We start from the raw sequence: 21,339 nt of genomic DNA on the forward strand, positions 1-21,339 counted from the left end.
CGCATGACCGCGCCCGCGACGCCCGATCCCGCCGTCACCGCCGCCGAAGCCGAGCTCGCGCGACTGCGCGCCGAAGCCGAGGCCGCCGAAGCGCAGCTGAAGGCCGCGCAGGCCCGGGCCGCGCTCGCGGCGGCCGAAGCCGAGGCGGCCAAGTCGCGGGCGACGGTGCAGGTCTCCGCACCGGACGCCCAGGCGGCGGATGCCTCGGCCGCGGCGACACCGGCCGAGCCGGCGCCCGCCGAAGCCGCTCCCGCGGCGTCGACGCCGGCGGAGCCCGCCGTCGAGGCCGCAGGGGCACCCGACTCCGAGCCCGCGGAGGGACCCTTGGCTTCCGCGGAGGTCGACAAGATCGTCGCCGGGTACGCCTTCGAAGGGCCGACGCTCGATCTCGGCGCGCTCGTCAACGGCGAGCCGGTCCCGCGCGCGCAGGTACGGATCCCGCTGGGCATGATGAACCGGCACGGGCTCGTCGCGGGCGCCACCGGCACCGGCAAGACCCGCACCCTGCAGGGCCTCGCGGAGCAGCTCGCCGCGCAGGGCGTCCCCGTGTTCGCCGCCGACATCAAGGGCGACCTCTCGGGGGTCGCGACCCCGGGTGAGCCGAGCGACAAGCTCCTCGCCCGCACCAGCGCCATCGGGCAGGAGTGGAAGGCCGAGGCATCCGTCACCGAGTACTTCGCGCTCGGCGGCATCGGCAAGGGCGTGCCGGTGCGCGCCACCGTGTCGGGGTTCGGGCCGCTGCTGCTGAGCAAGGTGCTCGGACTGAACGCGACGCAGGAGTCGAGTCTCGGGCTGGTGTTCCACTACGCCGACGAGCAGGGGCTGGCCCTGGTCGACCTGTCCGACCTGCGAGCGGTGCTGACCTACCTGACCAGCGACGAGGGAAAGGGCGAGCTCAAGGGGCTGGGCGGCCTGTCCGCGGCGACCGCCGGCGTGATCCTGCGCGAGCTGATCACGTTCGCCGACGACGGCGCGGACGTGTTCTTCGGCGAGCCCGAGTTCGAGGTGGGCGACTTCCTGCGCACGGCGTCCGACGGACGCGGCGTCATCAGCCTGCTCGAAGTGCCCGGAGTCGTCGACAAGCCCGCGCTGTTCTCGACGTTCCTGATGTATCTGCTGGCCGAGCTGTTCGAGGTGCTCCCCGAGGTCGGCGACCTCGACAAGCCCAAGCTCGTGTTCTTCTTCGATGAGGCGCACCTGCTGTTCCGCGACGCGTCGAAGGACTTCCTGGCCGCGATCGTGCAGACCGTGCGGCTCATCCGGTCGAAGGGCGTCGGGGTGTTCTTCGTCACCCAGACCCCGAAGGACGTGCCCGGCGACGTCCTCGCTCAGCTGGGTTCGCGGGTGCAGCATGCGCTCCGCGCCTTCACCCCCGATGACGCCAAGGCGCTCCGCGCGACCGTCGGCACGTACCCGACTTCGGGGTACGACCTCGAGCGGGTGCTGCAGGAGCTCGGAACCGGTGAGGCGATCGTGACCGTCATGAGCGAGAAGGGGGCTCCGACACCGGTCGCGTGGACCCGTCTGCGCGCACCGCAGGGACTCATGTCGCCCACTCCCGACCCGCAGATCGAGGCGGCCGTCAAGGCGTCGCCGCTGCTGGCGAAGTACGGCACGGCGATCGACCGCGAGTCGGCTCGCGAGCTGCTGGCGGCGAAGCTGAAGGCCGCCCATGATCTCTTGGCCGAGAAGAAGGCGCAGCAGGAGTACGAGCGGCTGCTGAAGAAGACGCAGGGGTCGACGCGCACGTCGCGGACGCGTCGCACCGAGAAGTCGCCGCTCGAGCAGATCCTGAACTCGAAGTCCACCCAGACGATCCTCGGGGGCGTGATCCGCGGCATGTTCGGGACCGGGCGGCGCTGACGCCGACCGACCGCCGGGCGGTGCTGAGGCCGGGAACCGCCGTGCGGGCCTAGCCTGGACGCATGGCGAGGAAGCCCCCGCGCACCGACATCGACGAGTCGCTCGTCCGCGTCACGAAGCCGCGCACGTCGGCGGTCGGCGTGCCCGCGGTGCTCCACGCGCTTCAGGTGGCGAACGAGCAGATGGGGGTCGCGCGGTCGCTGCAGACCCTGGTGCGGGTCAACCAGAAGGACGGCTTCGACTGCCCGGGCTGCGCCTGGCCCGAGGAGGACAAGCGGCACATCGCGGAGTTCTGCGAGAACGGCGCGAAGGCGGTCGCCGAGGAGGCGACTCTGCGCCGCGTCGGTCCTGAATTCTTCGCCGCGCACTCGGTGGCCGAGCTCCGCGCGCACGACGAGTGGTGGCTGGGTCAGCAGGGGCGGCTGACGCATCCGATGATCCTCGAGGAGGGCGCGTCGCACTACCGGCCCCTCTCGTGGGACGACGCGCTGGACGAGATCGCGGCCGCGATGCGCGGACTCGACGATCCCGACGAGGCCGTCTTCTACACGTCCGGACGCACCTCGAACGAGGCGGCGTTCCTCTACCAGCTCCTCGTGCGCGGTCTCGGCACGAACAACCTCCCCGACTGCTCCAACATGTGCCACGAGTCGAGCGGCTCGGCGCTCACCGAGACGATCGGCATCGGCAAGGGGACGGTGTCGATCGACGACATCCACGACGCCGACCTGCTCATCGTCGCGGGTCAGAATCCGGGGACGAACCATCCGCGGATGCTGTCGGCCCTGGAGAAGGCGAAGCGGCGGGGCGCGACCATCATCGCGGCGAACCCGCTGCCCGAGGCGGGTCTGCTGCGGTTCGAGAACCCGCAGACGCCGCGCGGCGTCGGGTTCGGCGGCACGAAGCTCGCCGACCTGTTCGTGCAGATCCGGCTGGGCGGCGATCAGGCCCTGTTCCAGGCGATCGGCGCGCACCTCCTCGAGGCCGAGGCTGAGCGCGGAGGCGTGCTCGACCACGAATTCCTCGCGCGGCATACGAGCGGCTTCGAGGCCTATCGCACGGCGATGGCGGATGCCTCGTGGCCGGCGTTCGCCGAGGCGACGGGTCTGTCGGAGTCCGAGCTGCGCCGGGTGGGCGAGGCGGTGCGTCTGTCCAAGGCGACGGTCGTCTGCTGGGCGATGGGGCTCACCCAGCACAAGCACTCGGTGCCGATGCTGCGCGACGTCGTCAACGTGCTGCTGCTGCAGGGGAACATCGGGCGGCGAGGGGCGGGGCTCTGCCCGGTGCGGGGGCACTCGAACGTGCAGGGCGATCGCACGGTCGGCATCTACGAGAAGCCGTCCGCCGCGTTCCTCGACGCGCTCGACGCCGAGTTCTCCTTCTCGGCGCCGCGTGCGCACGGTCTCGACACGGTGGGGGCGATCCGCGCCATGCGGGACGGTCGGGTGCGGTTCTTCATGGGGATGGGCGGCAACTTCGTTTCCGCGACACCTGACACGGCCGTGGTGGAGGAGGGGATGTCGCGGGTCGAGCTGAGCGTGCAGGTCTCGACGAAGCTCAACCGCTCGCACGTCGTCACGGGGCGGCGCGCCATCATCCTGCCCACCCTCGGCCGCACCGACCGCGACCGTCGCGGCGGACGGGAGCAGCGCGTGACGGTCGAGGACTCCATGGGCGCCGTCCACGCCTCTCGTGGCAGGCTGGCCCCGCCGAGCGAGGAGCTGCTCAGCGAGGTCGCGATCGTGGCCCGGCTGTGCGACCGCGTGTTCGGTGGAGCGTCCGGCGATCCCGGCTCGCGCGCTCCGCAGGCGGACTGGCAGGCGTTCGAGCGGGACTATGCGCTCATCCGGGGCTGCATCGAGCGCGTCGTGCCCGGCTTCGACGGGTACGAGACGCGCATCGACAGGGGCGGCACCCTGCACCTGCCGAACGGCCCGCGCGATGCGCGCCGGTTCGCGACTCCCGACGGCAGGGCGCGGTTCACGGTGAACGCGCTGGAGTTCCCGCGGATCCCGCCCGGCCGCCTCCTGCTGCAGACGATCCGCTCGCACGACCAGTACAACACCACCGTCTACGGCAAGGACGACAGGTACCGCGGCATCCACGGCGGTCGCCGTGTCGTGCTGGTCGCCCCCTCCGATCTCGTCGCGCTCGGGTTCGCCGAGGGTGACATCGCGGACCTCGTCTCGGAGTGGACGCAGCCGGACGGCGCCGTGCAGGAGCGGCGCGCCGCGGCTTTCCGCCTCGTGGCCTACCCGACCCCTCCGGGGAACGCGGCCGCGTACTACCCGGAGACGAACGTGCTCGTGCCCCTGGACTCCGTGGCCGATGTGAGCGGCACGCCGACCTCGAAGTCGGTCGTCGTGCGGCTCGAGCGCCGGAGCGCGGCCGCGGGCGCGGCCTAGGGTGGAGACATGACCCGAGCCGCCGTCATCACCGTGTCCGACCGGTCGGCCGCGGGCGCCCGCTCCGACGACAGCGGGCCGATCGCCGTCGCCGCGCTGCGCGAGGCGGGCTTCGACTGCGCAGAGCCGGTCGTCGTGCCCGACGGCGCCGACAGCGTGGAACGCGCGCTGCAGGCCGAGATCGTGGCGGGGGTCAAGCTCATCGTGACGACCGGCGGGACGGGCGTCGGTCCGCGCGACGAGACGCCCGAGGGCACGCGCCGGGTGCTGACCCGCGAGATCCCCGGCATCGCCGAGGAGCTGCGGCGCCGCGGCGCCGCCGAGAAGCCGGCCGGCATGCTCACCCGCGGGGTCGCGGGCGTGGCCGACCCGCACGGGGTGCTCATCGTCAACCTCCCCGGCTCGCCGAAGGGGGTCGCGTCGGGCATGCCGGTGCTGCTGTCGGTGGCCGGTCACGTCCTCGACCAGCTCGGGGGAGGCGACCACTGATGCCCGAGGTCCGACTCGCCGCGATCAGCGACGTGCCGCTCGACCTGCCGGCGCACCTCGCGGCCGTCGACGATCCGGCGGCGGGCGCGGTGACGACGTTCGTGGGTCGCGTCCGCGATCACGATCCGGATGCCGCCGCCCCTGTCGCGGCGCTGGAGTACTCCGCGCATCCCGACGCCCCGGCCGCGCTCGCCGGCATCGCCGAGCGTGCCGCGGAGGGCACGGACGCCCTCGTCGCGGTGTCCCATCGCGTCGGCCGGCTGGAGGTGGGCGATCTCGCCGTGGTGATCGCGGTGGCCGCGCCTCATCGCGCGGAGGCGTTCGAGGTCTGCCGTGCCGTGATCGAGACGATCAAGACCGAGCTGCCGGTGTGGAAGCGGCAGGTCGAGGTCGACGGCACCGCCACCTGGCTCGGACTCGGCGGCTAGGTTCAGCCCCCGGCGAACGGCGGCAGCACGTCGACGAGGTCGCCCTCGCCGAGGCTCGTCGCGTCGTCGACCCGCGACCCGCCCACGAGCACGGCGCAGCGCGGCAGAATGCCCGCGAGCGCGGGATGCTCCGCGGTGACGGCCCGGCGGAGGTCGCCGAGGGTCGTCTCGGACCGGTGCTCGGTGTGCGTGCCGGCGGCGTCCTGCGCGGCCGCGAAGTAGCGGACGAGGGCCATCAGTCGTCCCACTCCGCCGCGAGGGCGGCGACCGCCGCCAGTGCCTCCCGCACGAGCGCGGGGTCGGCTCCGGCGCGACCGGCGGCGAGTCCCGCGACGAACGCGCCGAGCGGCGCGGCCGGGCGCGCGACGCCGTTCGCGACGTCACGGGTGAGGTCGAGCACGGCGGCGATGGGCACGTCCGCCTCGGCGAGCCCGAACCGCTCGCGCAGCGCCGCCGCCCAGGCATCGAGCGCCTCGGGCGGGAGGGTGCGGGACTGCTCGCTCATGACGGCTGACCTCTCTCGCTCCGGCGCGCGTCGTGATGCCGGCGCGCCTCTTCCAGATCCTCCCACGTGTCCACGTCGCGGGTGACCGCGTCGGGCACGACGACGACGGCGATGGCGAGGTCGGCCACGAGCTCGCGGACCGGCGCGTCCGCCCCGCGGCGGGGAAGAGCGGATGCCGCGGCCCGCAGCGCCGCGGTGCGGTACGCGCCGATGAGCCACTGCGGCCGGCTCGACGCGTCACCCAGGCACAGCCCGTCGGTGTCGCGGGGGAGAAGGGCGAGGTCAGCGGTCAGCTGCCGCACCGCCGCCGCCACGCCGGGGAGGTCGCAGGCCAGCAGCAGCGTCCACTCGGGGTCCGGTCGACCGGTCTCGGTCCAGGCGCCGAGGGCGGCCACCACAGCGGCGACCGGACCGCCGAAGGGCGGGTCCTCCCGCACCCACTCCACCGGCAGGTCGGGGTCGAGGGCGGGCCCCACGACGGTGACCGGCCGGGCCGAGGCATCCGTCACCGCGTTCACCGCGGCGCGCAGCAACGTCGTCCCGCCGACCTCGAACAGCGGCTTGGCGGCCCCGCCGACGCGGGAGGCTCGTCCCCCGGCGAGCAGGATCGCGCCCCGCGACGGCGCCACGGTCAGTCCTCGCCGGGACGGCGCCAGTCGCCGCTGCGGCCGCCGCTCTTGGCGACGATGCGGACGTTCTCGATCGAGGTGGCCTTGTCGATCCCCTTCACCATGTCGACGATCGCGAGAGCCGCGACGGACACCGCCGTGAGGGCTTCCATCTCGACCCCGGTGCGGTCGGCCGTGTGCACGGTGGCCTCGATCGACACACCGTCGTCGTCGAGGAACAGGTCGACTCCGACGCCGTGCACGCCGATGACGTGCGCGAGGGGGAGCAGCTCGGGGGTCCGCTTGGCGGCCTGGATGCCGGCGATGCGTGCCACAGCGAGGACGTCGCCCTTCGGGACGGTGCGGTCGCGGAGTGCGGCGACGACCTCGGCCGAGCAGCGGACGAACCCGCGCGCAGTGGCCGAGCGGACCGTGGGCTGCTTCTGGGTGACGTCGACCATGCGGGCGTGACCGGCGTCGTCGAGGTGCGTGAAGCTCATGAGATCAGCATGACATCGACGAGGTCGCCCGCAGCGACCGCGTCGATCTCGGCGGGGACCACCGCGTACGCTTCGGCGCGTCCGAGGCTGCCGGCGAGATGGGAGGCTCCGCGCGAGACGGGGACGGCCCGCCACGAGCGGGCGTCGCCGCGGTCGATCGTGACCGGGAGGTACTGCGCGCGCCCCGGAGGAGTGCGCCACGCGGTCGCGGCGGGAAGCCTCAGGACCGGCCGGTGCAGATCGCGGCGCCCCTGCATGCGCAGCAGCGCCGGGCGCACGAACACCTCGAACGAGACCGCCGCGCTCACCGGGTTGCCCGGCAGCCCGAAGAGGAGGACGCCGGAGGGGGTCGTGCCGAATCCCTGCGGCTTGCCCGGCTGCATCCGCACCCTCGAGAACCGCATCGTGTCGCCGAGCGTCGCCTTCACCACCTCGAAGGCGCCCGCGCTGACACCGCCCGAGAACACGACGGCGTCCGCCCCGAGGGTCTCCGCGGCGACGACCGCCTCGCGGGGTCCGTCGCCGTCGTCCGAGACGGCCAAGCGCAGCACGACCTCCGCTCCCGCCTCGGCGGAGAGGCCGGCGAGCAGTTCGCCGTTGGACTCGGGGATCTGTCCGCGGGTGAGCGAGCCGCCCGGCGCGACGAGCTCCGAGCCGGTCGAGACCACCACGACCCGCGGCTTCCGCGACACCGCCACGTCGGCCACCCCGGCCGCGGCGACCGCGGCGAGCTGGAGCGGCCCGAGGACGACGCCGGGATCGAGCAGCGGGTCGCCGGCCGCTGCGTCGTCGCCGCGACGGCGGACGTGCGCGCCGGAACCCGCCGGTGCGCGAAGCACGACGACGGACGTCAGCGAGTCGGCGAGGCCGCCGGCCGTGTCTTCGAACGGCACGATGGTGTCGGCGTCGGAGGGGAGGGGAGCGCCCGTCATGATACGTGCAGCTTCGCCGGGCGCTAGCGCGGGGTCGAGTGCCGTGCCGGCGGGCAGGTCGGCGACGACGCGCAGGGTCGCGGGCGACGCCGTCGACGCCGACGCCACGTCCGCGAAGCGCACCGCGAAGCCGTCCATGGCCGAGTTGTCGAAGACCGGCAGGTCGACCGCCGCCGTCACCGCCTCGCGCAGGGTGCGCCCCCGGGCCGCCGACAGCGGCATCGTCGCCGCCTCGACGAGCGGCGTCGCCTCGAGCACGACGGCGAGGTGGTCGCCGACCTCGATGAGACCGTCGGGCCCGCCGTCGCTCACGCGCGCGTCCGTTCCCGCTCGGCGGTTGACGCCCAGGCGTCCATGCCTCCGGCGAGGACGGATGCCTCGACCCCGGCCGCGCGCAGGGCGACGGCCGCGCGCTCGGCGCGCACTCCCGCCTTGCAGACGACCACGACGGGTCCGGGGCCGACGGCACGCGGGTCGGCGAGCACCGTGCCGAGCGGGACGGCGACGGCACCGGGCAGCATGCCCTCGTCGGTCTCGACCGGCTCGCGGACGTCGAGGAGCACGGCTCCGGCCTCCTGGGCGGCGACGGCGGCAGCGAGGTCGATCTGAGGGATCGGGGCGGTGCGGGCGGTCGGGATGCGGCCGTGCTCGGCGGCGGACGGGGCGACCGCGGCGGCACGGAGCGGCACCTCGTGCGACGAGGCGCGCAGGGCGTCGATCACGACGACGCGCCCGAGGAGCGGCTCGCCCACGCCGGTGAGGAGCTTGACCGCCTCGGTGGCCAGCAGCGCGCCGACCTGCAGGCACAGCGAACCGAGGACGCCGACCGCCGCGCACGTCGGCACCTCTCCGACCGTGTCGGGCGGGTACAGGTCGCGGAGCGTCACGGCCGGCGCACCGGCCGGGGGCGCGGACCAGAAGACGGTCACCTGCGCGTGGAACTCCTGCACCACGCCCCACACCAGCGGCAGTCCGAGGCTCTCGCACGCGGCGGCGACCGCTTCGCGCGTCTCGAAGGTGTCGGTGCCGTCCACCACGACATGGGCGCCGCGGAGCAGGGCTACGGCGTTCTCGGCGGTCAGGCGCGCCTGCTGGACGCGCACGACTGTGTGCGGGGAGAGGTCCGCCGTGGCACGCGCGGCGGACTCCACCTTGGGTCGGCCGACATCGCCGACGCGATGCAGCACCTGGCGCTGGAGATTGGATGCTTCGACGATGTCGTCGTCGATGACCGTCAGCGTGCCCACGCCCGCGGCCGCGAGCGCGAGAACCGCCGGCGACCCGAGCCCGCCGGCACCGACGACCGCGACGTGGGCGGCGGCCAGACGCCGCTGCGCTTCGTCGCCGAAGCCGGCGAGGCTGGCATGGCGCGCGGTGCGGATGCGTTCGTCGTCGGGGAGTGCGGCGACGGGCTCGACCAGGGGCGGCATCGGCATGTGACCAGGGTATCCGCGGGGGGCTGGGGCGGACGCGTCCGCGATCCGCCGGCGCTGAACGGCCGCATCTGCGGACGAAAAGCCGCCCCTGTCGCCGCGAGTGCGGTGTACCGTGGCGGCATGCCCAGTTACAAGATCGCCGAGGCTGCGCGCCTGCTCGGCGTCAGTGACGACACGGTCCGACGGTGGATCGACGCCGGCACGCTGCCGACCACCGGCGCTACGCCGGCCGAGGTGCCGGGCGTGGCGCTCGCCGAGCGCGCGGCCGAGCTCGCGAACGGGCCCCGCGATGCGGGCGACGTGCTCTCCAGTGCGCGCAATCGCTTCGTCGGCCTCGTCACCCGGGTGCAGCGGGACGGGCTCATGGCGCAGGTCGACCTCCAGTCCGGCCCGCACCGGGTGGTCTCGCTCATGTCGGCCGAGGCCGCCGACGACCTCGGCCTCGAGATCGGCTCCCTGGCGGTCGCGGTCGTGAAGGCGACGACGGTGATCGTCGAGGCGCCGCGGGCGTGACGATGCGAACGCGTCGCCGGCAGGCGCTCCTCACAGGGACCGCCGTCGTGGTCGCGCTTGCCCTCGCCGGCTGCGCGCGTGCAGCGGACGGACCGGCGGGCTCCGTCGAGCCCGGAGCGTCGGAGCCCGGCGGCGAGCTGACCGGCGAGCTGACCATCTACGCCGCAGCGTCGCTCGGCGGAGCGTTCGACGAGCTCGCCGAGCGGTTCGAGGCGAGGCATCCGCGGCTCGACGTCGCCCCCATCACGTACGACGGCTCGAGCACCCTCGCGACACAGCTCGTCGAGGGCGCGCCCGCCGACGTCTTCGCATCGGCGGACGAGAGCAACATGCAGAAGGTCGTCGACGCGGGACTCGTGTCGTCGTCCGCGGAGGTCTTCGCGGCGAACACCCTCGTGATCGCAGTGCCCGCCGGCAACCCGGGCGGCGTGAACGGGATCGACGACCTGTCCGACCCCGCGCTCACGGTCGTGCTGTGCGCCCCTCAGGTGCCGTGCGGGTCCGCCGCCGACACGCTCCTCGCCGCCAACGACGTCTCCGCCGTGCCCGCGAGCCTCGAGCAGAACGTGACCGCGGTGCTCACGAAGGTGGCGGCGGGGGAGGCGGATGCGGGGCTCGTGTACGCCACCGACGTACGCGAGCGCAGCGACGTGGAGGCGGTTCCGGCAGCCGGCGCGGAGGACGTCGTCAACCGCTACCCGATCGCCGCACTCGACGGCGCCGAGGATCCGGAGGCCGCGGACGCGTTCGTCGCGTTCGTGCTTTCGCAATCCGGACAGGCGGTGCTGCGGGACTTCGGATTCCTAGCGCCGTGACCTCGCGCGACGATAGCGTCGGCTTCGTGCCGCGCATCCTCGCCCTTCCCGCTCTGCTCGGGTTGGCGCTCCTGGCACTCCCGCTCACCGCCCTCGTGCTGCGCGTGGACTGGTCCACCCTCGGGAGCGACGTCACGTCGCCCGAAGCGCTGTCCGCGCTCGCGCTCTCGCTGGTCACAGGGGTCATCGCCACCGCGGCGTGCGTCGTGCTCGGGGTGCCGCTCGCCCTCGTCATCGCGCGCAGCGGCGCTCGCACCGCGGCCGTGCTGCGGGCGCTGGTCACGGTGCCGCTGGTGCTGCCGCCGATGGTGGGCGGCGTCGCCATGCTGTTCCTCTTCGGCCGGACGAGCTGGCTCGGCGGTGTGCTCGCGGAGTGGGGGATCCGCGTGCCCTTCACGACCGCCGCCGTGGTGCTGGCACAGACGTTCGTCGCGCTGCCCTTCCTGGTGCTCGCGGTGGAGGGTTCGCTGCGGACCATCGGAGTGGGGTACGAGCAGGTGGCGGCGTCGCTGGGGGCCGGGCGGTGGACGATCCTCGGCCGTGTCACCCTGCCGCTCGCGGCCCCGGGCCTCATCGCGGGGATCGTGCTGTGCTTCGCGCGCGCGATCGGCGAGTTCGGGGCGACGGCGCTGTTCGCCGGAAACGCCCCGGGCGTGACCCAGACGATGCCGCTGGCGATCTACACGGCGTTCAACGGGTCGGGTGTGTCGCAGGGGACGGCCGTGGCGCTCTCGCTCCTGCTGCTCGTCACCGCCGTGGCGGTGCTCCTGCTCGTGCGGGCGTGGCGGCCGGAGGCGCAGCGGTGAGCGGCGCGGCCCTCGACGCGCGGGTCGTCGTGCAGCGCCCCGGGTTCCGGCTCGAGGCCGAGCTTCAGGCGGAACCGGGCGAGGTCGTGGCGGTGATGGGTCCGAGCGGCGCCGGCAAGTCCACCCTCCTCGGCGTGCTGGCCGGGCTGGTGCGCCTCGACGAGGGCCACGTGCGCCTGGGGGATCGCGACCTCGACCGCGCCGCGCGTCCCCGTCGGCGCACCGAGCCGGCTCAGCGCGGGGTCGTGCTCCTGGGTCAGGAGCCGCGGCTCTTCCCGCACCTCACCGCGCACGAGAACATCGTCTTCGGGATGCGCGTGCGCGGAATCCCCACGTCGGCTGCGGACTCCGAAGCCGACGAGTGGCTGTGGCGGGTGGGGCTCGCGGGCCTCGGCGCCCGGCGGCCGGCACAGCTGTCGGGCGGTCAGCAGCAGCGGGTGGCGCTCGCCCGCGCGCTCGCGACGAAGCCGGCCGCACTGCTCCTGGACGAGCCGCTCACCTCGCTCGACACCGAGATCGCGGGCGACGTCCGGGCTCTCCTGCACGACCAGCTCGCCGCGACGCGCACCACCGCGATCGTCGCGACCCACGACGCCGTCGACGCCGTGTCGCTCGCACGGCGCCTCATCGTCCTGGAGAACGGCCGGGTCACGCAGGCGGGGCCGGTGCGCGATGTCCTGGCCTCCCCGGCGACCCGGTTCACCGCGGCTGTCGCCGGCGTGAACCGAGTCGTGGGCACGGTGCGCGGGGGTCGATGGGAGCAGCATCCGCTGACCATCGACGCGGGGGGCGCGGCATCCGTCCACGCCGACGCCGCCGCCGTCGCGGCCGTGTTCCGACCCTCGGCGGTGACCATCACCGACGTCGTCGCCGACACCTGGACGGGCGCTCTCAAGCTCGACCGCCTGCACGACGACGGCGAGTGGCTCGCACGGGTGACGCGTCTGGAGCAGACGCCGGCCGGGGTGCGCGTCCGCACCGCCGAACCCGAGGTCGCGGTCGACCTCACCGCCGACCGGGCGGCGGAGCTGCGGCTCGCGCCGGGGGTGCCGGTGCGGCTCAAGGTCGAGGCGTCCGACGTGCGCCTCGTCGAGGTGGCATGATCGGCGTGCGCATCCGCCCGTTCCGTGCCGGTGACGAGCCGGCGCTCGCCGACGTGTGCCTGAAGACGGCCGACGCGGGAGCCGACGCCACCGGCGTGCTCGAGGACGACGAGCTGTGGGCGGAGGTGTTCCTGCTCCCGTACGTGGCCCGGCACCCCGACCTGGCCTTCGTGGTGGAGACGGATGCCGCGGCGGGGGACGGCGGTGAGGGACGTGTCGTCGGGTACATCGTCGCCGCGCCCGACACCATCGCGTTCGAGGAGTGGTTCCGCGACGAATGGTGGCCGCGGTTCGCCGACCGGTGGCCGCGCCCGGATGCCGCCGCCTCCGCGCTCTCGCGCCAGGACGGGATCGTCCGCTACGCCTCCGACCGGGGACCCGACGCCGCCTTCTTCGGACCTGAGTACCCCGCGCACCTGCACATCGATCTGCTTCCCGAGGCGCAGGGCCACGGGCTCGGGCGCAGGCTGATCGAGACGCTGGTCGGCGAGCTGCGACGCCGGGGCGTGCCCGGCGTGCATCTGGTGGCGTCCGCCGACAATGCCGGTGCGATCGCCTTCTACCCTCGGGTGGGATTCACCGCCCTCCCGTCGCCCGACGGCGCCCGGGCGTTCGGGATGACGTGGGGCGGAAGCACCCCGTCGTGACCGCGTGACGGGCGAGGCGACGTCGTCTCGTCAAGCCATTGGTCACGAGGGGTTCGACGCGTAGCCTGCCGACATGGACGACCCGACCTCGCCGCTGGCCTCCGCCGACCAGACCCCCTCCGCCGACCCGACCCCGCCCGAAGACCCCGCGCCGGCGCCGGGGCTGTCCTCGCCCACCGGGCGAGAGCCCGCCCTCGTCGCGGTGCCGCGTCCCGACGGCACCCCGCCGCGCGCGCTGGTCATCGGAGCCACCGGCTACATCGGAGGACGCCTGGTTCCGCGCCTGCTCGAGGCGGGGTACCGGGTGCGGGTGCTCGCGCGCGACCCGCTGCGGGTGACGTCGTTTGCGTGGGGCGGTCGCGTCGAGACGGTCGAGGGCGACGCGACGGATGCCGCGGCCGCCGCCCGCGCGGTGGCGGACGTCGACGTGCTCTACTACCTCGTGCACTCGATGGCCGCGGGCAAGGGGTTCGCCGACGCCGACCGCCGTGCCGCGCAGGTGGTGTCCCGCGCGGCCGCCGAGGCGGGAGTGTCGCGCCTGGTGTACCTGGGCGGGCTGCACCCCGACGGCGTGCCGCTGTCGCCGCACCTGCGCTCCCGCGTGGAGGTGGGCGAGACCTTCCTCGCGAGCGGCGTGCCGACGCTGGTGCTGCAGGCGGGCGTCGTGATCGGATCGGGGTCGGCGTCATTCGAGATGGTGCGCCACCTCACCGAGGTGCTTCCCTACATGCCGGCGCCCAAGTGGGTGCGCAACCGCATCCAGCCGATCGCGGTGCGCGACGTCATGCACTACCTGCTCGGCGCCGCCCGCGTCCCGGCCGACGTGAACCGCGCGGTCGACATCGGCGGTCCGGACGTGCTGCGCTACGGCCAGATGATGAACGGCTACGCGGTCGAGGCAGGTCTGCGTCAGCGGCCGATCGCGTCTTTGCCGGTGCTGACGCCCCGGCTGGCGTCGCACTGGGTCAACCTGGTCACGCCGATCCCGGCGGCGATCGCGCGACCGCTGGTCGAGTCGCTGCAGAACGAGTGCGTCATGAAGGACCACGCGATCGACGAGCTCGTGCCTCGGCCGGAGCGGGGTCTCACCGGCTACCGGCAGGCCGTGCGTCTCGCCCTCGGCCGGGTGCAGGACGACAGCGTCGAGACGAGCTGGGCCGACGCGGAGGTGCTGGGCGTGCCCAGCGACCCGCTGCCCAGCGACCCCGACTGGTCCGGCCGCGTGGTGTTCACCGACGCCCGCACGGCGCACACGTCGGCGCCGCCCGAGGCGCTGTGGCGCGTCATCGAGGGGATCGGCGGCGAGAACGGCTGGTACTCGTCGCCGCTGCTGTGGGCGATCCGCGGCTGGATGGACCGGCTCGTCGGCGGGATCGGCCTGGCGCGCGGCCGGCGATCGCGGGCGCGGCTCGGGGTCGGCGATGCGCTCGACTTCTGGCGGGTCGAAGCGCTGGAGCCGGGGCGGATGCTGCGGTTGCGCGCCGAGATGAAGGTCCCCGGTCTCGCGTGGCTCGAGCTGCGGGCGTCGCCCGACGGCGACGGCTCCCGCTACGACCAGCGGGCGGTGTTCTTCCCGCGCGGGCTCGCCGGACGGCTGTACTGGCTGGCGGTGCTCCCGTTCCACGGGGTCGTGTTCGCCGGCATGGCGGCCCGCATCACCGCCGCCGCGGAGGTCACTGCGGCGGACTCGCGACCGGCTCGCTGAGGTCGCGGACCCGGCGCCGCTCGAAGAGCGTGACGACGTCGCCGTGCGGTGCCCGGCGCTCGTCGGTCATGGTGCGCCCGTCCTCGTACCACCCGTGGGCTTCGTAGAACGAGGCGGCGCGCTGGTTGCCGTCGAGCACCCAGAGGTGCGCGTGGCGGAACCCGGCTGCGCGCAGCCGCGCCTCGGCCGCGAGCAGGAGGGCGTGTCCGACGCCTCGTGACCAGAACTCGGGTCGGGCGTAGATGGCGTACAGCTGCCCGCTCCGCGGCCGGTCGTCGTCGATCGACGGTCCGAGGGCAGCCCAGCCCGCCGGGATGCCGTCGACCTCGGCGACGAGTTCGGCGCCGCGGGGATCGCCGTGGAGCTCCTCCCACCGTGCCGCCCGACGCTCGGCCTCGCTGTCGGCGTCGAGCGCGTCGAGCAGCTCCTGCGGGATGAGGCCCGCGTACGCCGCCCGCCAGGTGTCGACGCGGATGCGCGAGATCGTCCCCGCGTCGTCGCGGGTGGCGATCCGAACGCGGAGCGTCACGGGCGGGGATCGCCGTCGTGCTCGGACGCGGCCGTCGTGAGGCGCCCGTGGTGCAGGTGCACGACGCGGTCGACCAGGCCGCCGGGGACGGCCACGTGCGAGATCAGCACCACGGCCCGGTCGGGGCCGACGGCGCCGAGCAGGTCGGACAGCAGGGCATCGGATGCCTCCGGGTCGACGCCGGCGGTCGGCTCGTCGAGCACCAGCACCGGGAAATCGCGCAGCAGCGCCCGCGCGAGCGCGATGCGCTGCGCCTGCCCGCCCGAGATCAGCGCCCCGCGCTCGCCGACACGGGCATCCAGTCCGCCGCGTTCGGCCGCCCACCCCGCGAGACCGACGCGGGCGAGCACCGCCTCGAGCTCGGCGTCGGTGGCGGTGTCGCGCGCGAACAGCAGATTCTGCCGGATGTCCTCGTCGAACAGCATCGGCCGCTGCTCGCACAGACCGACCGTGAGCCGGACGTCGTCGGCTGCGGCGCCGTGCACCGAGCGGCCGCCGATGTCGTAGTCGCCGCGGACCTCGAGGAAGCGGACGAGGGCGTGCGCCAGCGTGGTCTTGCCGGCGCCGCTCGGCCCGATGACGAGGACGCGCTCGCCGGGGCGCACGTCGAGGTCGACATCCTCCAACGCCGTGCCCGCTTCGCCGGGCCAGCGCACCGAGGCGCCGCGAAGCCGCAGCCCGTCGCCGAGGGGGACCGGGTCGCCGGTGCCCGGGCGGTCGTCGCGCACGAGGGCATCGGGCGCCTCGTCGGGCACGGCGCGGGCGACGCGATCGGCCGACGCCTTCACCTGCCGCCACGCGGAGGCGGCCAGCGGCACCGACGCGAACACCTCGAACACGGCCAGGGGCACGAGGACGGCGACGGCGAGCGACGGGCCGTCGAGCGCACCGGATGCCGCGCCCGGCGCCGTCGTCAGGACCGCGAGGATCGACGCGGCGCCCGCCAGCAGCGACACCACGGCGGCGGTGCCGGCCTGCGCGGCGGAGCGCCGCACCACGGCTCGGCGGACGGCCGCGTCCGCGGCGGCGATGCGGGAGCGGCTGTCGGTCTCGGCGCCGTACGCGATGAGCACGTCGAGGCTGCCGAGGTGGTCGACGACCGCGTCGGCGAGCTGCGCGCGCAGCGGGGCGATCTCGCGTTCGGCGCGCGCGCCCGCCGCCCAGCCCCACAGTGCGGCGGCGAGGCCTCCGGCGAGGAGGCAGGCGAGCAGGGTCAGCGCGGCCGGCCACCAGATCACGGCCACGAGGATCACCGAGCCGAGCGCGACCGTGGCGGACGCGACGAGCGGCTGCACCACCCGCAGGGGGAGGTTCTGCAGCTCGTCGACGTCGTCGACGAGCGCGCCGAGCACGGATCCGCGGCGCGTGCGGGCGAGCCCGTCGGGCGCGAGGGGCACCAATCGGCGCACGAGCGATGCCCGGGTGGCGGCGAGTTGACGCAGTGCCGCGTCGTGGCCGGTGAGGCGTTCGAGGTAGCGGAAGGTCGCACGGGCGAGGGCGAAGAACCGCACGCCGACGACCGCCGCCGACAGGTACAGCACGGGCGGCTGCTCGCTGGCGCGCACGATCAGCCACGCGCTCACCGCGAGGAGTGCGACCGCGGCCGCCTCGGACGCGAACCCCGAGGCGAGGGCCGGCCAGAAGCGGCGGGCGGGCGGCAGGGCGCCGCGCAGCACCTCGCGGGACGAGGACACGGTGACGGGCGGCGCGGCGCTCACACGACCACCTCGCTCGGCTCGAGGCGCACGACCCGGTCGGCGATCGCACGCGCGGAGGTGCGGTGCGACACGAGCACGACGATCGCGCCGTCGTCGGCGACGCGGCGGATGCTGCGCCACAGCGCACTCTCGGTGTCGGGATCGAGGGCGGCGCTCGGCTCGTCGAGGGCCAGCACTCCCGCTCGACCTCGAAGATGACGGTAGAACGCGCGAGCCACCGCGACGCGCTGCGCCTGACCGCCCGACAGTCCGGCGCCCTGCACTCCCAGTTCGCGGCCCGGGTCGAGGTCGTCGGCTTCGGCGAGATCCAGGGCCCGGGCGACGTCGGCGGCAACGGGCGAAGGGTCTCCCAGCGCCACGTTGGCCGCCACCGTCCCCGAGATGAGCCCGGGCTGCTGGCCCGCCCATGCCAGCCACTCCGACGGCAGCAGGGCGCGCACGTCGGAGTCGCCGTAGCTCGCCTCGCCTTCGTAGGCGGCCGCGCCACGCAGTGCCGCCAGCACGCTCGACTTTCCGGCGCCGCTCGGACCCTCGAGCAGCACGACCGATCCGGGGGCCGCTTCGAGGTCGACCGGCGGAAGCATCCGGTCGCCGCGGCGCACCCGGACGCCCGTCAATCGCAAGGACGACCGGCGCGGATCCGGCGCGGCGTTCAGGCGGCGTTCGCTCGCGGCAGGGTCGCGGGCGGCGTCGAGCACATCGAAGACGTCGTCGGTGGCGGCGACCCCCTCTGCGGCGGCGTGGAACTGCACGCCCACCTGTCGCAGCGGCAGGTAGGCCTCGGGCGCGAGGAGCAGGACGAACAGGCCGACGCCGAGGGCGAGGGCGCCGTCGATGAGGCGGAACCCGATCGACACGGCGATGATCGCCACCGAGATGCTCGCGAGGAACTCCAGGGCGAACCCCGAGAGGAACGACACCCGCAGCACCCGCATCGTCTCGCGCCGGTAGTCGGCGGTGACCTGCTCGATGGATGCCGCGGCCCGGTGCTGCCGGCCGAAGACCTTCAGCGTCGACAGTCCCTGCACGGTGTCGGCGAATCGCGCGGCCAGGCGCTGCAGCGTGCGCCACTGGCGCTCCTGCACCGCGCGCGTCGCGAGTCCGATGAGCACCATGAAGATCGGGATCAGGGGGAGGGTGAGGAGCACGGTGAGACCCGAGATCCAGTCGGCCCACCACATGACCGCGATGAGGAGCGGCGTCGCGACCACGGTCTGCACGAGCTGAGGCAGGTAGCGGCCGAAGTACGCCTCGAGAGCGTCGAGGCCGCGCCCGGCGGTCACGGCGAGCTGGGCGGAGTTGCGGGTGCCGAGCCACTCCGGGCCGAGCCTGCCGACCGCCTCGACGAGCGACGTGCGCAGCTGCGTCTGCACCCGCGCGGCGGCGCGCGATGCGACCGCCTCGCGCCCCCACAGCAGGACCGCGCGGGCGGCGACGACCGCTGCGAGCGCGCCGAGGGTGGGAACGAGGCCCGCGAGCGGCATCCCTCCGATCGCGTCGGTGACGGCCTTCGTGAGCAGCCACGCGAACGCGACGATCACCGCCGTCTGGGCCACGGCGAGCACACCGATCGTGACGAAGAACCCCCGGGAGGCGCGCGCGTACGTGAGCAGCCTCGGATCGACGGGCTTGCCGCCGAGTCGAGGCGGCAGACCCTCCGCGGCGTCGTCCGGCGGCCCGTTCTCGGCTTCGCTCATGGCCTTTCGACCCTACCGAACGCTCGTCGGCGTCGGCGGGCGGTGCCTCCCGTCCGTGCTCAGATGCGAGGTCAGTGCCCGACCGCGACCGCCCGCTCGATGCGGGTGCGCGAGACGCGCTTGCGGAAGATCCAGTACGTCCAGCCTTGGTACAGCAGCACCAGCGGGAGGAAGATCACCGCCGCCCACGTCATGATCGTCAACGTGTAGTCGGTGCTCGAGGCGTTCTCGATCGTGAGGCTGAAGCTCGGGTCGGTGGACGACGGCATCACGAACGGGAACAGCGCGAACCAGAGCGTCAGGACGGCGGCGACGATGGTCGCGGCGCCGAACCCGAACGCCCATCCCTCGCGGTCGCGCAGGTTCGCGAACAGGGATGCCAGCAGCGCGACCGCCGCGATCGCGGCGCACACCACCACAGCGCCCAGGAACGGCGCCCGGCGGTCGGCGGCGATGAGCACCGTCCAGATGAGGAACGCGGCGGCGACCCCGACGGTGAGCGCCCCGGACCGGCGAGCGAGGCGACGGGCGTCTTCGTGCACCTGCCCGTCGGTCTTCAGAGCGACGAAGTACACGCCGTGGGTGAAGAACAGGAGCAGGGTCGTGACTCCGCCGAGGAGCCCGTAGGGGTTCAGCAGGGTGAGAAGCGAACCGGTGAACTCGAAGTCCGCGTCGATCGGCACCCCCTGCACGATGTTGGCCACCGCCACGCCCCACAGCAGGGCGGGGACGGCCGAGCCCACGACGATCATCGTGTCGAAGCGGCGCTTCCACGCGAGGCCCTCGCGCTGATGCCGGTACTCGAACGAGACGCCGCGCAGGATGAGCGCGAGGAGGATGAGCAGCAGGGGCAGGTAGAAGCCGCTGAAGAGGGTGGCGTACCACTCGGGGAACGCGGCGAACAGGCATGCGCCGGCGACGATCACCCACGTCTCGTTGAGGTCCCACACGGGGCCGATCGTGTTGATGATCTGGCGCCTGCCGATGTCGTCCCTGCCGAGGAAGGGCAGCGACATGCCGACGCCGAAGTCGAAGCCGTCGAGCACGAAGTAGCCGACGAAGAGGAAGCCGACGATCCAGAACCAGAGGTATGCGAGGTCCATGACGTTTTCCAACCGCTCCTAGTAGACCGTCGTGGGGGTGTCTTCGACCGCGAGTTCGCGGGGGTCGGGGTCGCCCGGACCGGGCAGCGGGTCGGGACCCTTCTGGGCGGTCTTGACGATGAGACCGACCTCGACCACGGCGAGCACGGCGTAGATCAGGGTGAAGGCGACCAGCGAGATGAGGACCGTCCACCCCGGGACGCTCGGCGAGACGCCGTCTTCGGTGAGCATGAGCCCGAACACGATCCAGGGCTGACGGCCCATCTCGGTGAAGACCCAGCCCACGAGGATCGCGAACAGCGACGCGGGCCACGCCCACACGGCCAGCTTCCACGCCCACTGCGGCACGTCGCGTCGCGCCTTCTTGCGCGTGAGCCAGAGGCCGACGACGGCGGTGAGCGCCGCGACGCCGCCGAGTCCGATCATCCAGCGGAACGACCAGTAGGTGACCCAGAGGATCGGGGCGAAGTTGCCGTCGACCTGGTCGGCGAACTGCGGGAACATCTCCGTCGTGTACTGCATGTTGAGGTCGTTGATGCCCTCGACGCACCCGTCCAGCGAGTGGGTCGAGAGCAAGGCCAGCAGGTACGGCACCCGGATCGAGAAGAGCTCGCTCGATCCGTCGGGGGTGCCGAGGGTGAAGATCGAGAACGAGGCATCCGCTCCGCACGCGCTGTCGAACATCGCCTCGGCGGCCGCCATCTTCATCGGCTGCGTCGACACCATGACGAGGCTGAGCTGGTCGCCCGAGATCGCGACGCCGGCGAAGGCGACGATCATGCCCCAGAGGCCGTAGCGCAGCGACGAGCGCATCATCTCGACGTTGCGGCCGCGCATGAGGTGCCAGGCCGAGATGGAGATGATCACGCCCGCCGTCATCATGAACGCGGCGAACAGCGTGTGGGGGAGCGCCGCGAGGGCGACGGGATTGGAGAGCACCGCGAAGAAATCGGTCATCTCGGCGCGGGACCCGTCGTCGGCCATGCGGAAGCCGACCGGGTTCTGCATGAAGGCGTTCGCGGCGAGGATGAAGTAGGCCGAGAACCAGGCGCCGATCGTCGCGATCCAGATGCTCGCCAGGTGGAGCGCCTTGGGCAGCTTGTCCCAGCCGAAGATCCACAGGCCGATGAAGGTCGCCTCGAAGAAGAACGCCATCAGGCCCTCGAAGGCCAGGGGAGCGCCGAAGACGTCGCCGACGAAGCGCGAGTAGGCCGACCAGTTCATGCCGAACTGGAACTCCTGGACGATGCCGGTGACCACGCCCATCGCGAAGTTGATGAGGAAGATCTTCCCGAAGAACCGGGTGAGGTGCAGCCACTTCAGATTCGCCGTGCGGAACCAGGCGGTCTGGAAGATCGAAACCGTGAGCGCCATGCCGAGCGTGAGCGGCACGAACAGGAAGTGGTACAGCGTCGTGAGGCCGAACTGCCAGCGCGCCAGCAGGAGAGGGTCCAGCAGATCCACGATTCTTCTCCGATCGCTCGTGTCGATCCTGTGTGGTCTGACCACAGTAGCATGTGGTCAGACCACACGGTAC

Annotated in this window: 21 protein-coding genes; 10 read left to right on the top strand and 11 right to left on the bottom strand. The window is 73.4% G+C overall.

The window, feature by feature from the left end:
* The first annotated feature begins 3 nt into the window (after positions 1-3).
* The 4 genes from ACFUTX_RS02575 to ACFUTX_RS02590 all read left to right on the top strand — a co-directional run bounded on the left by ACFUTX_RS02575 (position 4) and on the right by ACFUTX_RS02590 (position 5,185).
* Positions 4-1,863, top strand: coding sequence for a helicase HerA-like domain-containing protein (locus ACFUTX_RS02575; RefSeq protein ID WP_378860625.1), 1,860 nt, complete (start codon positions 4-6; stop codon positions 1,861-1,863).
* A gap of 62 nt (positions 1,864-1,925) precedes the next feature.
* Positions 1,926-4,268 carry an FdhF/YdeP family oxidoreductase gene (locus tag ACFUTX_RS02580; protein ID WP_378860626.1) on the top strand — a complete coding sequence of 781 codons (2,343 nt, stop codon included), beginning with the start codon at positions 1,926-1,928 and terminating at the stop codon, positions 4,266-4,268.
* 9 nt (positions 4,269-4,277) lie between these two features.
* On the top strand, positions 4,278-4,757 hold the full coding sequence (locus ACFUTX_RS02585; protein WP_378860627.1) for a molybdenum cofactor biosynthesis protein B: 480 nt from the start codon (positions 4,278-4,280) through the stop codon (positions 4,755-4,757).
* A complete protein-coding gene (locus tag ACFUTX_RS02590; RefSeq protein WP_378860628.1) occupies positions 4,757-5,185 on the top strand; it encodes a molybdenum cofactor biosynthesis protein MoaE in 429 nt (142 codons plus the stop codon). Before ACFUTX_RS02585 ends, ACFUTX_RS02590 begins: the two co-directional genes overlap by 1 nt.
* Positions 5,186-5,187: 2 nt before the next feature.
* Here ACFUTX_RS02590 and ACFUTX_RS02595 read toward each other — a convergent pair whose 3' ends face one another.
* Genes ACFUTX_RS02595 through ACFUTX_RS02620 form a run of 6 tightly spaced genes read right to left on the bottom strand, consistent with a single transcriptional unit; the run spans position 5,188 to position 9,166 of the window.
* A complete protein-coding gene (locus ACFUTX_RS02595) occupies positions 5,188-5,421 on the bottom strand; it encodes a MoaD/ThiS family protein (RefSeq protein ID WP_378860629.1) in 234 nt (77 codons plus the stop codon).
* Positions 5,421-5,690, bottom strand: coding sequence for a DUF6457 domain-containing protein (locus tag ACFUTX_RS02600; RefSeq protein WP_378860630.1), 270 nt, complete (start codon positions 5,688-5,690; stop codon positions 5,421-5,423). The genes ACFUTX_RS02595 and ACFUTX_RS02600 overlap by 1 nt, the downstream gene beginning before the upstream one ends.
* Positions 5,687-6,319 (bottom strand): molybdenum cofactor guanylyltransferase, encoded by a 633-nt coding sequence (locus tag ACFUTX_RS02605; RefSeq protein WP_378860631.1) that lies wholly within the window; start codon positions 6,317-6,319, stop codon positions 5,687-5,689. The genes ACFUTX_RS02600 and ACFUTX_RS02605 overlap by 4 nt, the downstream gene beginning before the upstream one ends.
* Before the next feature lie 2 nt (positions 6,320-6,321).
* Entirely contained in the window at positions 6,322-6,798 is a 477-nt protein-coding gene (moaC, locus tag ACFUTX_RS02610; protein ID WP_378860632.1) for a cyclic pyranopterin monophosphate synthase MoaC, read from the bottom strand.
* Positions 6,795-8,042 (bottom strand): gephyrin-like molybdotransferase Glp, encoded by a 1,248-nt coding sequence (glp, locus tag ACFUTX_RS02615; protein WP_378860633.1) that lies wholly within the window; start codon positions 8,040-8,042, stop codon positions 6,795-6,797. Before glp ends, moaC begins: the two co-directional genes overlap by 4 nt.
* Positions 8,039-9,166, bottom strand: a complete 1,128-nt coding sequence (locus ACFUTX_RS02620; protein WP_378860634.1) for a ThiF family adenylyltransferase — start codon at positions 9,164-9,166, stop codon at positions 8,039-8,041. Before ACFUTX_RS02620 ends, glp begins: the two co-directional genes overlap by 4 nt.
* Positions 9,167-9,286: 120 nt before the next feature.
* Here ACFUTX_RS02620 and ACFUTX_RS02625 point away from each other — a divergent pair, with 120 nt between their 5' ends.
* The 6 genes from ACFUTX_RS02625 to ACFUTX_RS02650 all read left to right on the top strand — a co-directional run bounded on the left by ACFUTX_RS02625 (position 9,287) and on the right by ACFUTX_RS02650 (position 14,755).
* A complete protein-coding gene (locus ACFUTX_RS02625; protein WP_378860635.1) occupies positions 9,287-9,679 on the top strand; it encodes a molybdopterin-binding protein in 393 nt (130 codons plus the stop codon).
* A gap of 2 nt (positions 9,680-9,681) precedes the next feature.
* Positions 9,682-10,494 carry a molybdate ABC transporter substrate-binding protein gene (gene modA, locus ACFUTX_RS02630; RefSeq protein WP_378861046.1) on the top strand — a complete coding sequence of 271 codons (813 nt, stop codon included), beginning with the start codon at positions 9,682-9,684 and terminating at the stop codon, positions 10,492-10,494.
* Positions 10,479-11,300 carry an ABC transporter permease gene (locus ACFUTX_RS02635; protein WP_378861047.1) on the top strand — a complete coding sequence of 274 codons (822 nt, stop codon included), beginning with the start codon at positions 10,479-10,481 and terminating at the stop codon, positions 11,298-11,300. Before modA ends, ACFUTX_RS02635 begins: the two co-directional genes overlap by 16 nt.
* Positions 11,297-12,403: a sulfate/molybdate ABC transporter ATP-binding protein gene (locus ACFUTX_RS02640; RefSeq protein WP_378860636.1), complete on the top strand. Its 1,107-nt coding sequence runs from the start codon at positions 11,297-11,299 to the stop codon at positions 12,401-12,403. The genes ACFUTX_RS02635 and ACFUTX_RS02640 overlap by 4 nt, the downstream gene beginning before the upstream one ends.
* A complete protein-coding gene (locus ACFUTX_RS02645; RefSeq protein ID WP_378860637.1) occupies positions 12,400-13,050 on the top strand; it encodes a GNAT family N-acetyltransferase in 651 nt (216 codons plus the stop codon). Before ACFUTX_RS02640 ends, ACFUTX_RS02645 begins: the two co-directional genes overlap by 4 nt.
* Positions 13,051-13,123: 73 nt before the next feature.
* Complete coding sequence (locus tag ACFUTX_RS02650; RefSeq protein ID WP_378860638.1) at positions 13,124-14,755, top strand: DUF2867 domain-containing protein; 1,632 nt, start codon at positions 13,124-13,126, stop codon at positions 14,753-14,755.
* Here ACFUTX_RS02650 and ACFUTX_RS02655 read toward each other — a convergent pair.
* From ACFUTX_RS02655 to ACFUTX_RS02675, 5 genes are all read right to left on the bottom strand, one after another.
* Positions 14,724-15,284 (bottom strand): GNAT family N-acetyltransferase, encoded by a 561-nt coding sequence (locus ACFUTX_RS02655; RefSeq protein WP_378860639.1) that lies wholly within the window; start codon positions 15,282-15,284, stop codon positions 14,724-14,726. The two genes, ACFUTX_RS02650 and ACFUTX_RS02655, sit on opposite strands and share 32 nt — an antisense overlap.
* Positions 15,281-17,002 (bottom strand): thiol reductant ABC exporter subunit CydC, encoded by a 1,722-nt coding sequence (gene cydC / locus ACFUTX_RS02660; RefSeq protein WP_378860640.1) that lies wholly within the window; start codon positions 17,000-17,002, stop codon positions 15,281-15,283. The genes ACFUTX_RS02655 and cydC overlap by 4 nt, the downstream gene beginning before the upstream one ends.
* Positions 16,999-18,699, bottom strand: a complete 1,701-nt coding sequence (gene cydD / locus ACFUTX_RS02665; RefSeq protein ID WP_378860641.1) for a thiol reductant ABC exporter subunit CydD — start codon at positions 18,697-18,699, stop codon at positions 16,999-17,001. Before cydD ends, cydC begins: the two co-directional genes overlap by 4 nt.
* A gap of 71 nt (positions 18,700-18,770) precedes the next feature.
* Positions 18,771-19,802, bottom strand: a complete 1,032-nt coding sequence (gene cydB, locus ACFUTX_RS02670) for a cytochrome d ubiquinol oxidase subunit II (RefSeq protein ID WP_378860642.1) — start codon at positions 19,800-19,802, stop codon at positions 18,771-18,773.
* 18 nt (positions 19,803-19,820) lie between these two features.
* Positions 19,821-21,266, bottom strand: a complete 1,446-nt coding sequence (locus ACFUTX_RS02675; RefSeq protein ID WP_378860643.1) for a cytochrome ubiquinol oxidase subunit I — start codon at positions 21,264-21,266, stop codon at positions 19,821-19,823.
* Between the last annotated feature and the right edge of the window lie 73 nt (positions 21,267-21,339).

The organism is Microbacterium sp. NPDC057407 (assembly GCF_042803895.1).
In the GTDB taxonomy this organism is placed as follows: domain Bacteria; phylum Actinomycetota; class Actinomycetes; order Actinomycetales; family Microbacteriaceae; genus Microbacterium.

Excerpts from the sequence above, each read along its gene's own strand:
- ACFUTX_RS02575 (WP_378860625.1), top strand. The coding sequence starts at position 4 with ATGACCGCGCCCGCGACGCCCGATCCCGCCGTCACCGCCGCCGAAGCC.
- ACFUTX_RS02580 (WP_378860626.1), top strand. The coding sequence starts at position 1,926 with ATGGCGAGGAAGCCCCCGCGCACCGACATCGACGAGTCGCTCGTCCGC.
- ACFUTX_RS02585 (WP_378860627.1), top strand. The coding sequence starts at position 4,278 with ATGACCCGAGCCGCCGTCATCACCGTGTCCGACCGGTCGGCCGCGGGC.
- ACFUTX_RS02590 (WP_378860628.1), top strand. The coding sequence starts at position 4,757 with ATGCCCGAGGTCCGACTCGCCGCGATCAGCGACGTGCCGCTCGACCTG.
- ACFUTX_RS02595 (WP_378860629.1), bottom strand. The coding sequence starts at position 5,421 with ATGGCCCTCGTCCGCTACTTCGCGGCCGCGCAGGACGCCGCCGGCACG.
- ACFUTX_RS02600 (WP_378860630.1), bottom strand. The coding sequence starts at position 5,690 with ATGAGCGAGCAGTCCCGCACCCTCCCGCCCGAGGCGCTCGATGCCTGG.
- moaC (WP_378860632.1), bottom strand. The coding sequence starts at position 6,798 with ATGAGCTTCACGCACCTCGACGACGCCGGTCACGCCCGCATGGTCGAC.
- ACFUTX_RS02620 (WP_378860634.1), bottom strand. The coding sequence starts at position 9,166 with ATGCCGATGCCGCCCCTGGTCGAGCCCGTCGCCGCACTCCCCGACGAC.
- ACFUTX_RS02625 (WP_378860635.1), top strand. The coding sequence starts at position 9,287 with ATGCCCAGTTACAAGATCGCCGAGGCTGCGCGCCTGCTCGGCGTCAGT.
- modA (WP_378861046.1), top strand. The coding sequence starts at position 9,682 with ATGCGAACGCGTCGCCGGCAGGCGCTCCTCACAGGGACCGCCGTCGTG.
- ACFUTX_RS02645 (WP_378860637.1), top strand. The coding sequence starts at position 12,400 with ATGATCGGCGTGCGCATCCGCCCGTTCCGTGCCGGTGACGAGCCGGCG.
- ACFUTX_RS02650 (WP_378860638.1), top strand. The coding sequence starts at position 13,124 with ATGGACGACCCGACCTCGCCGCTGGCCTCCGCCGACCAGACCCCCTCC.
- cydD (WP_378860641.1), bottom strand. The coding sequence starts at position 18,699 with ATGAGCGAAGCCGAGAACGGGCCGCCGGACGACGCCGCGGAGGGTCTG.
- cydB (WP_378860642.1), bottom strand. The coding sequence starts at position 19,802 with ATGGACCTCGCATACCTCTGGTTCTGGATCGTCGGCTTCCTCTTCGTC.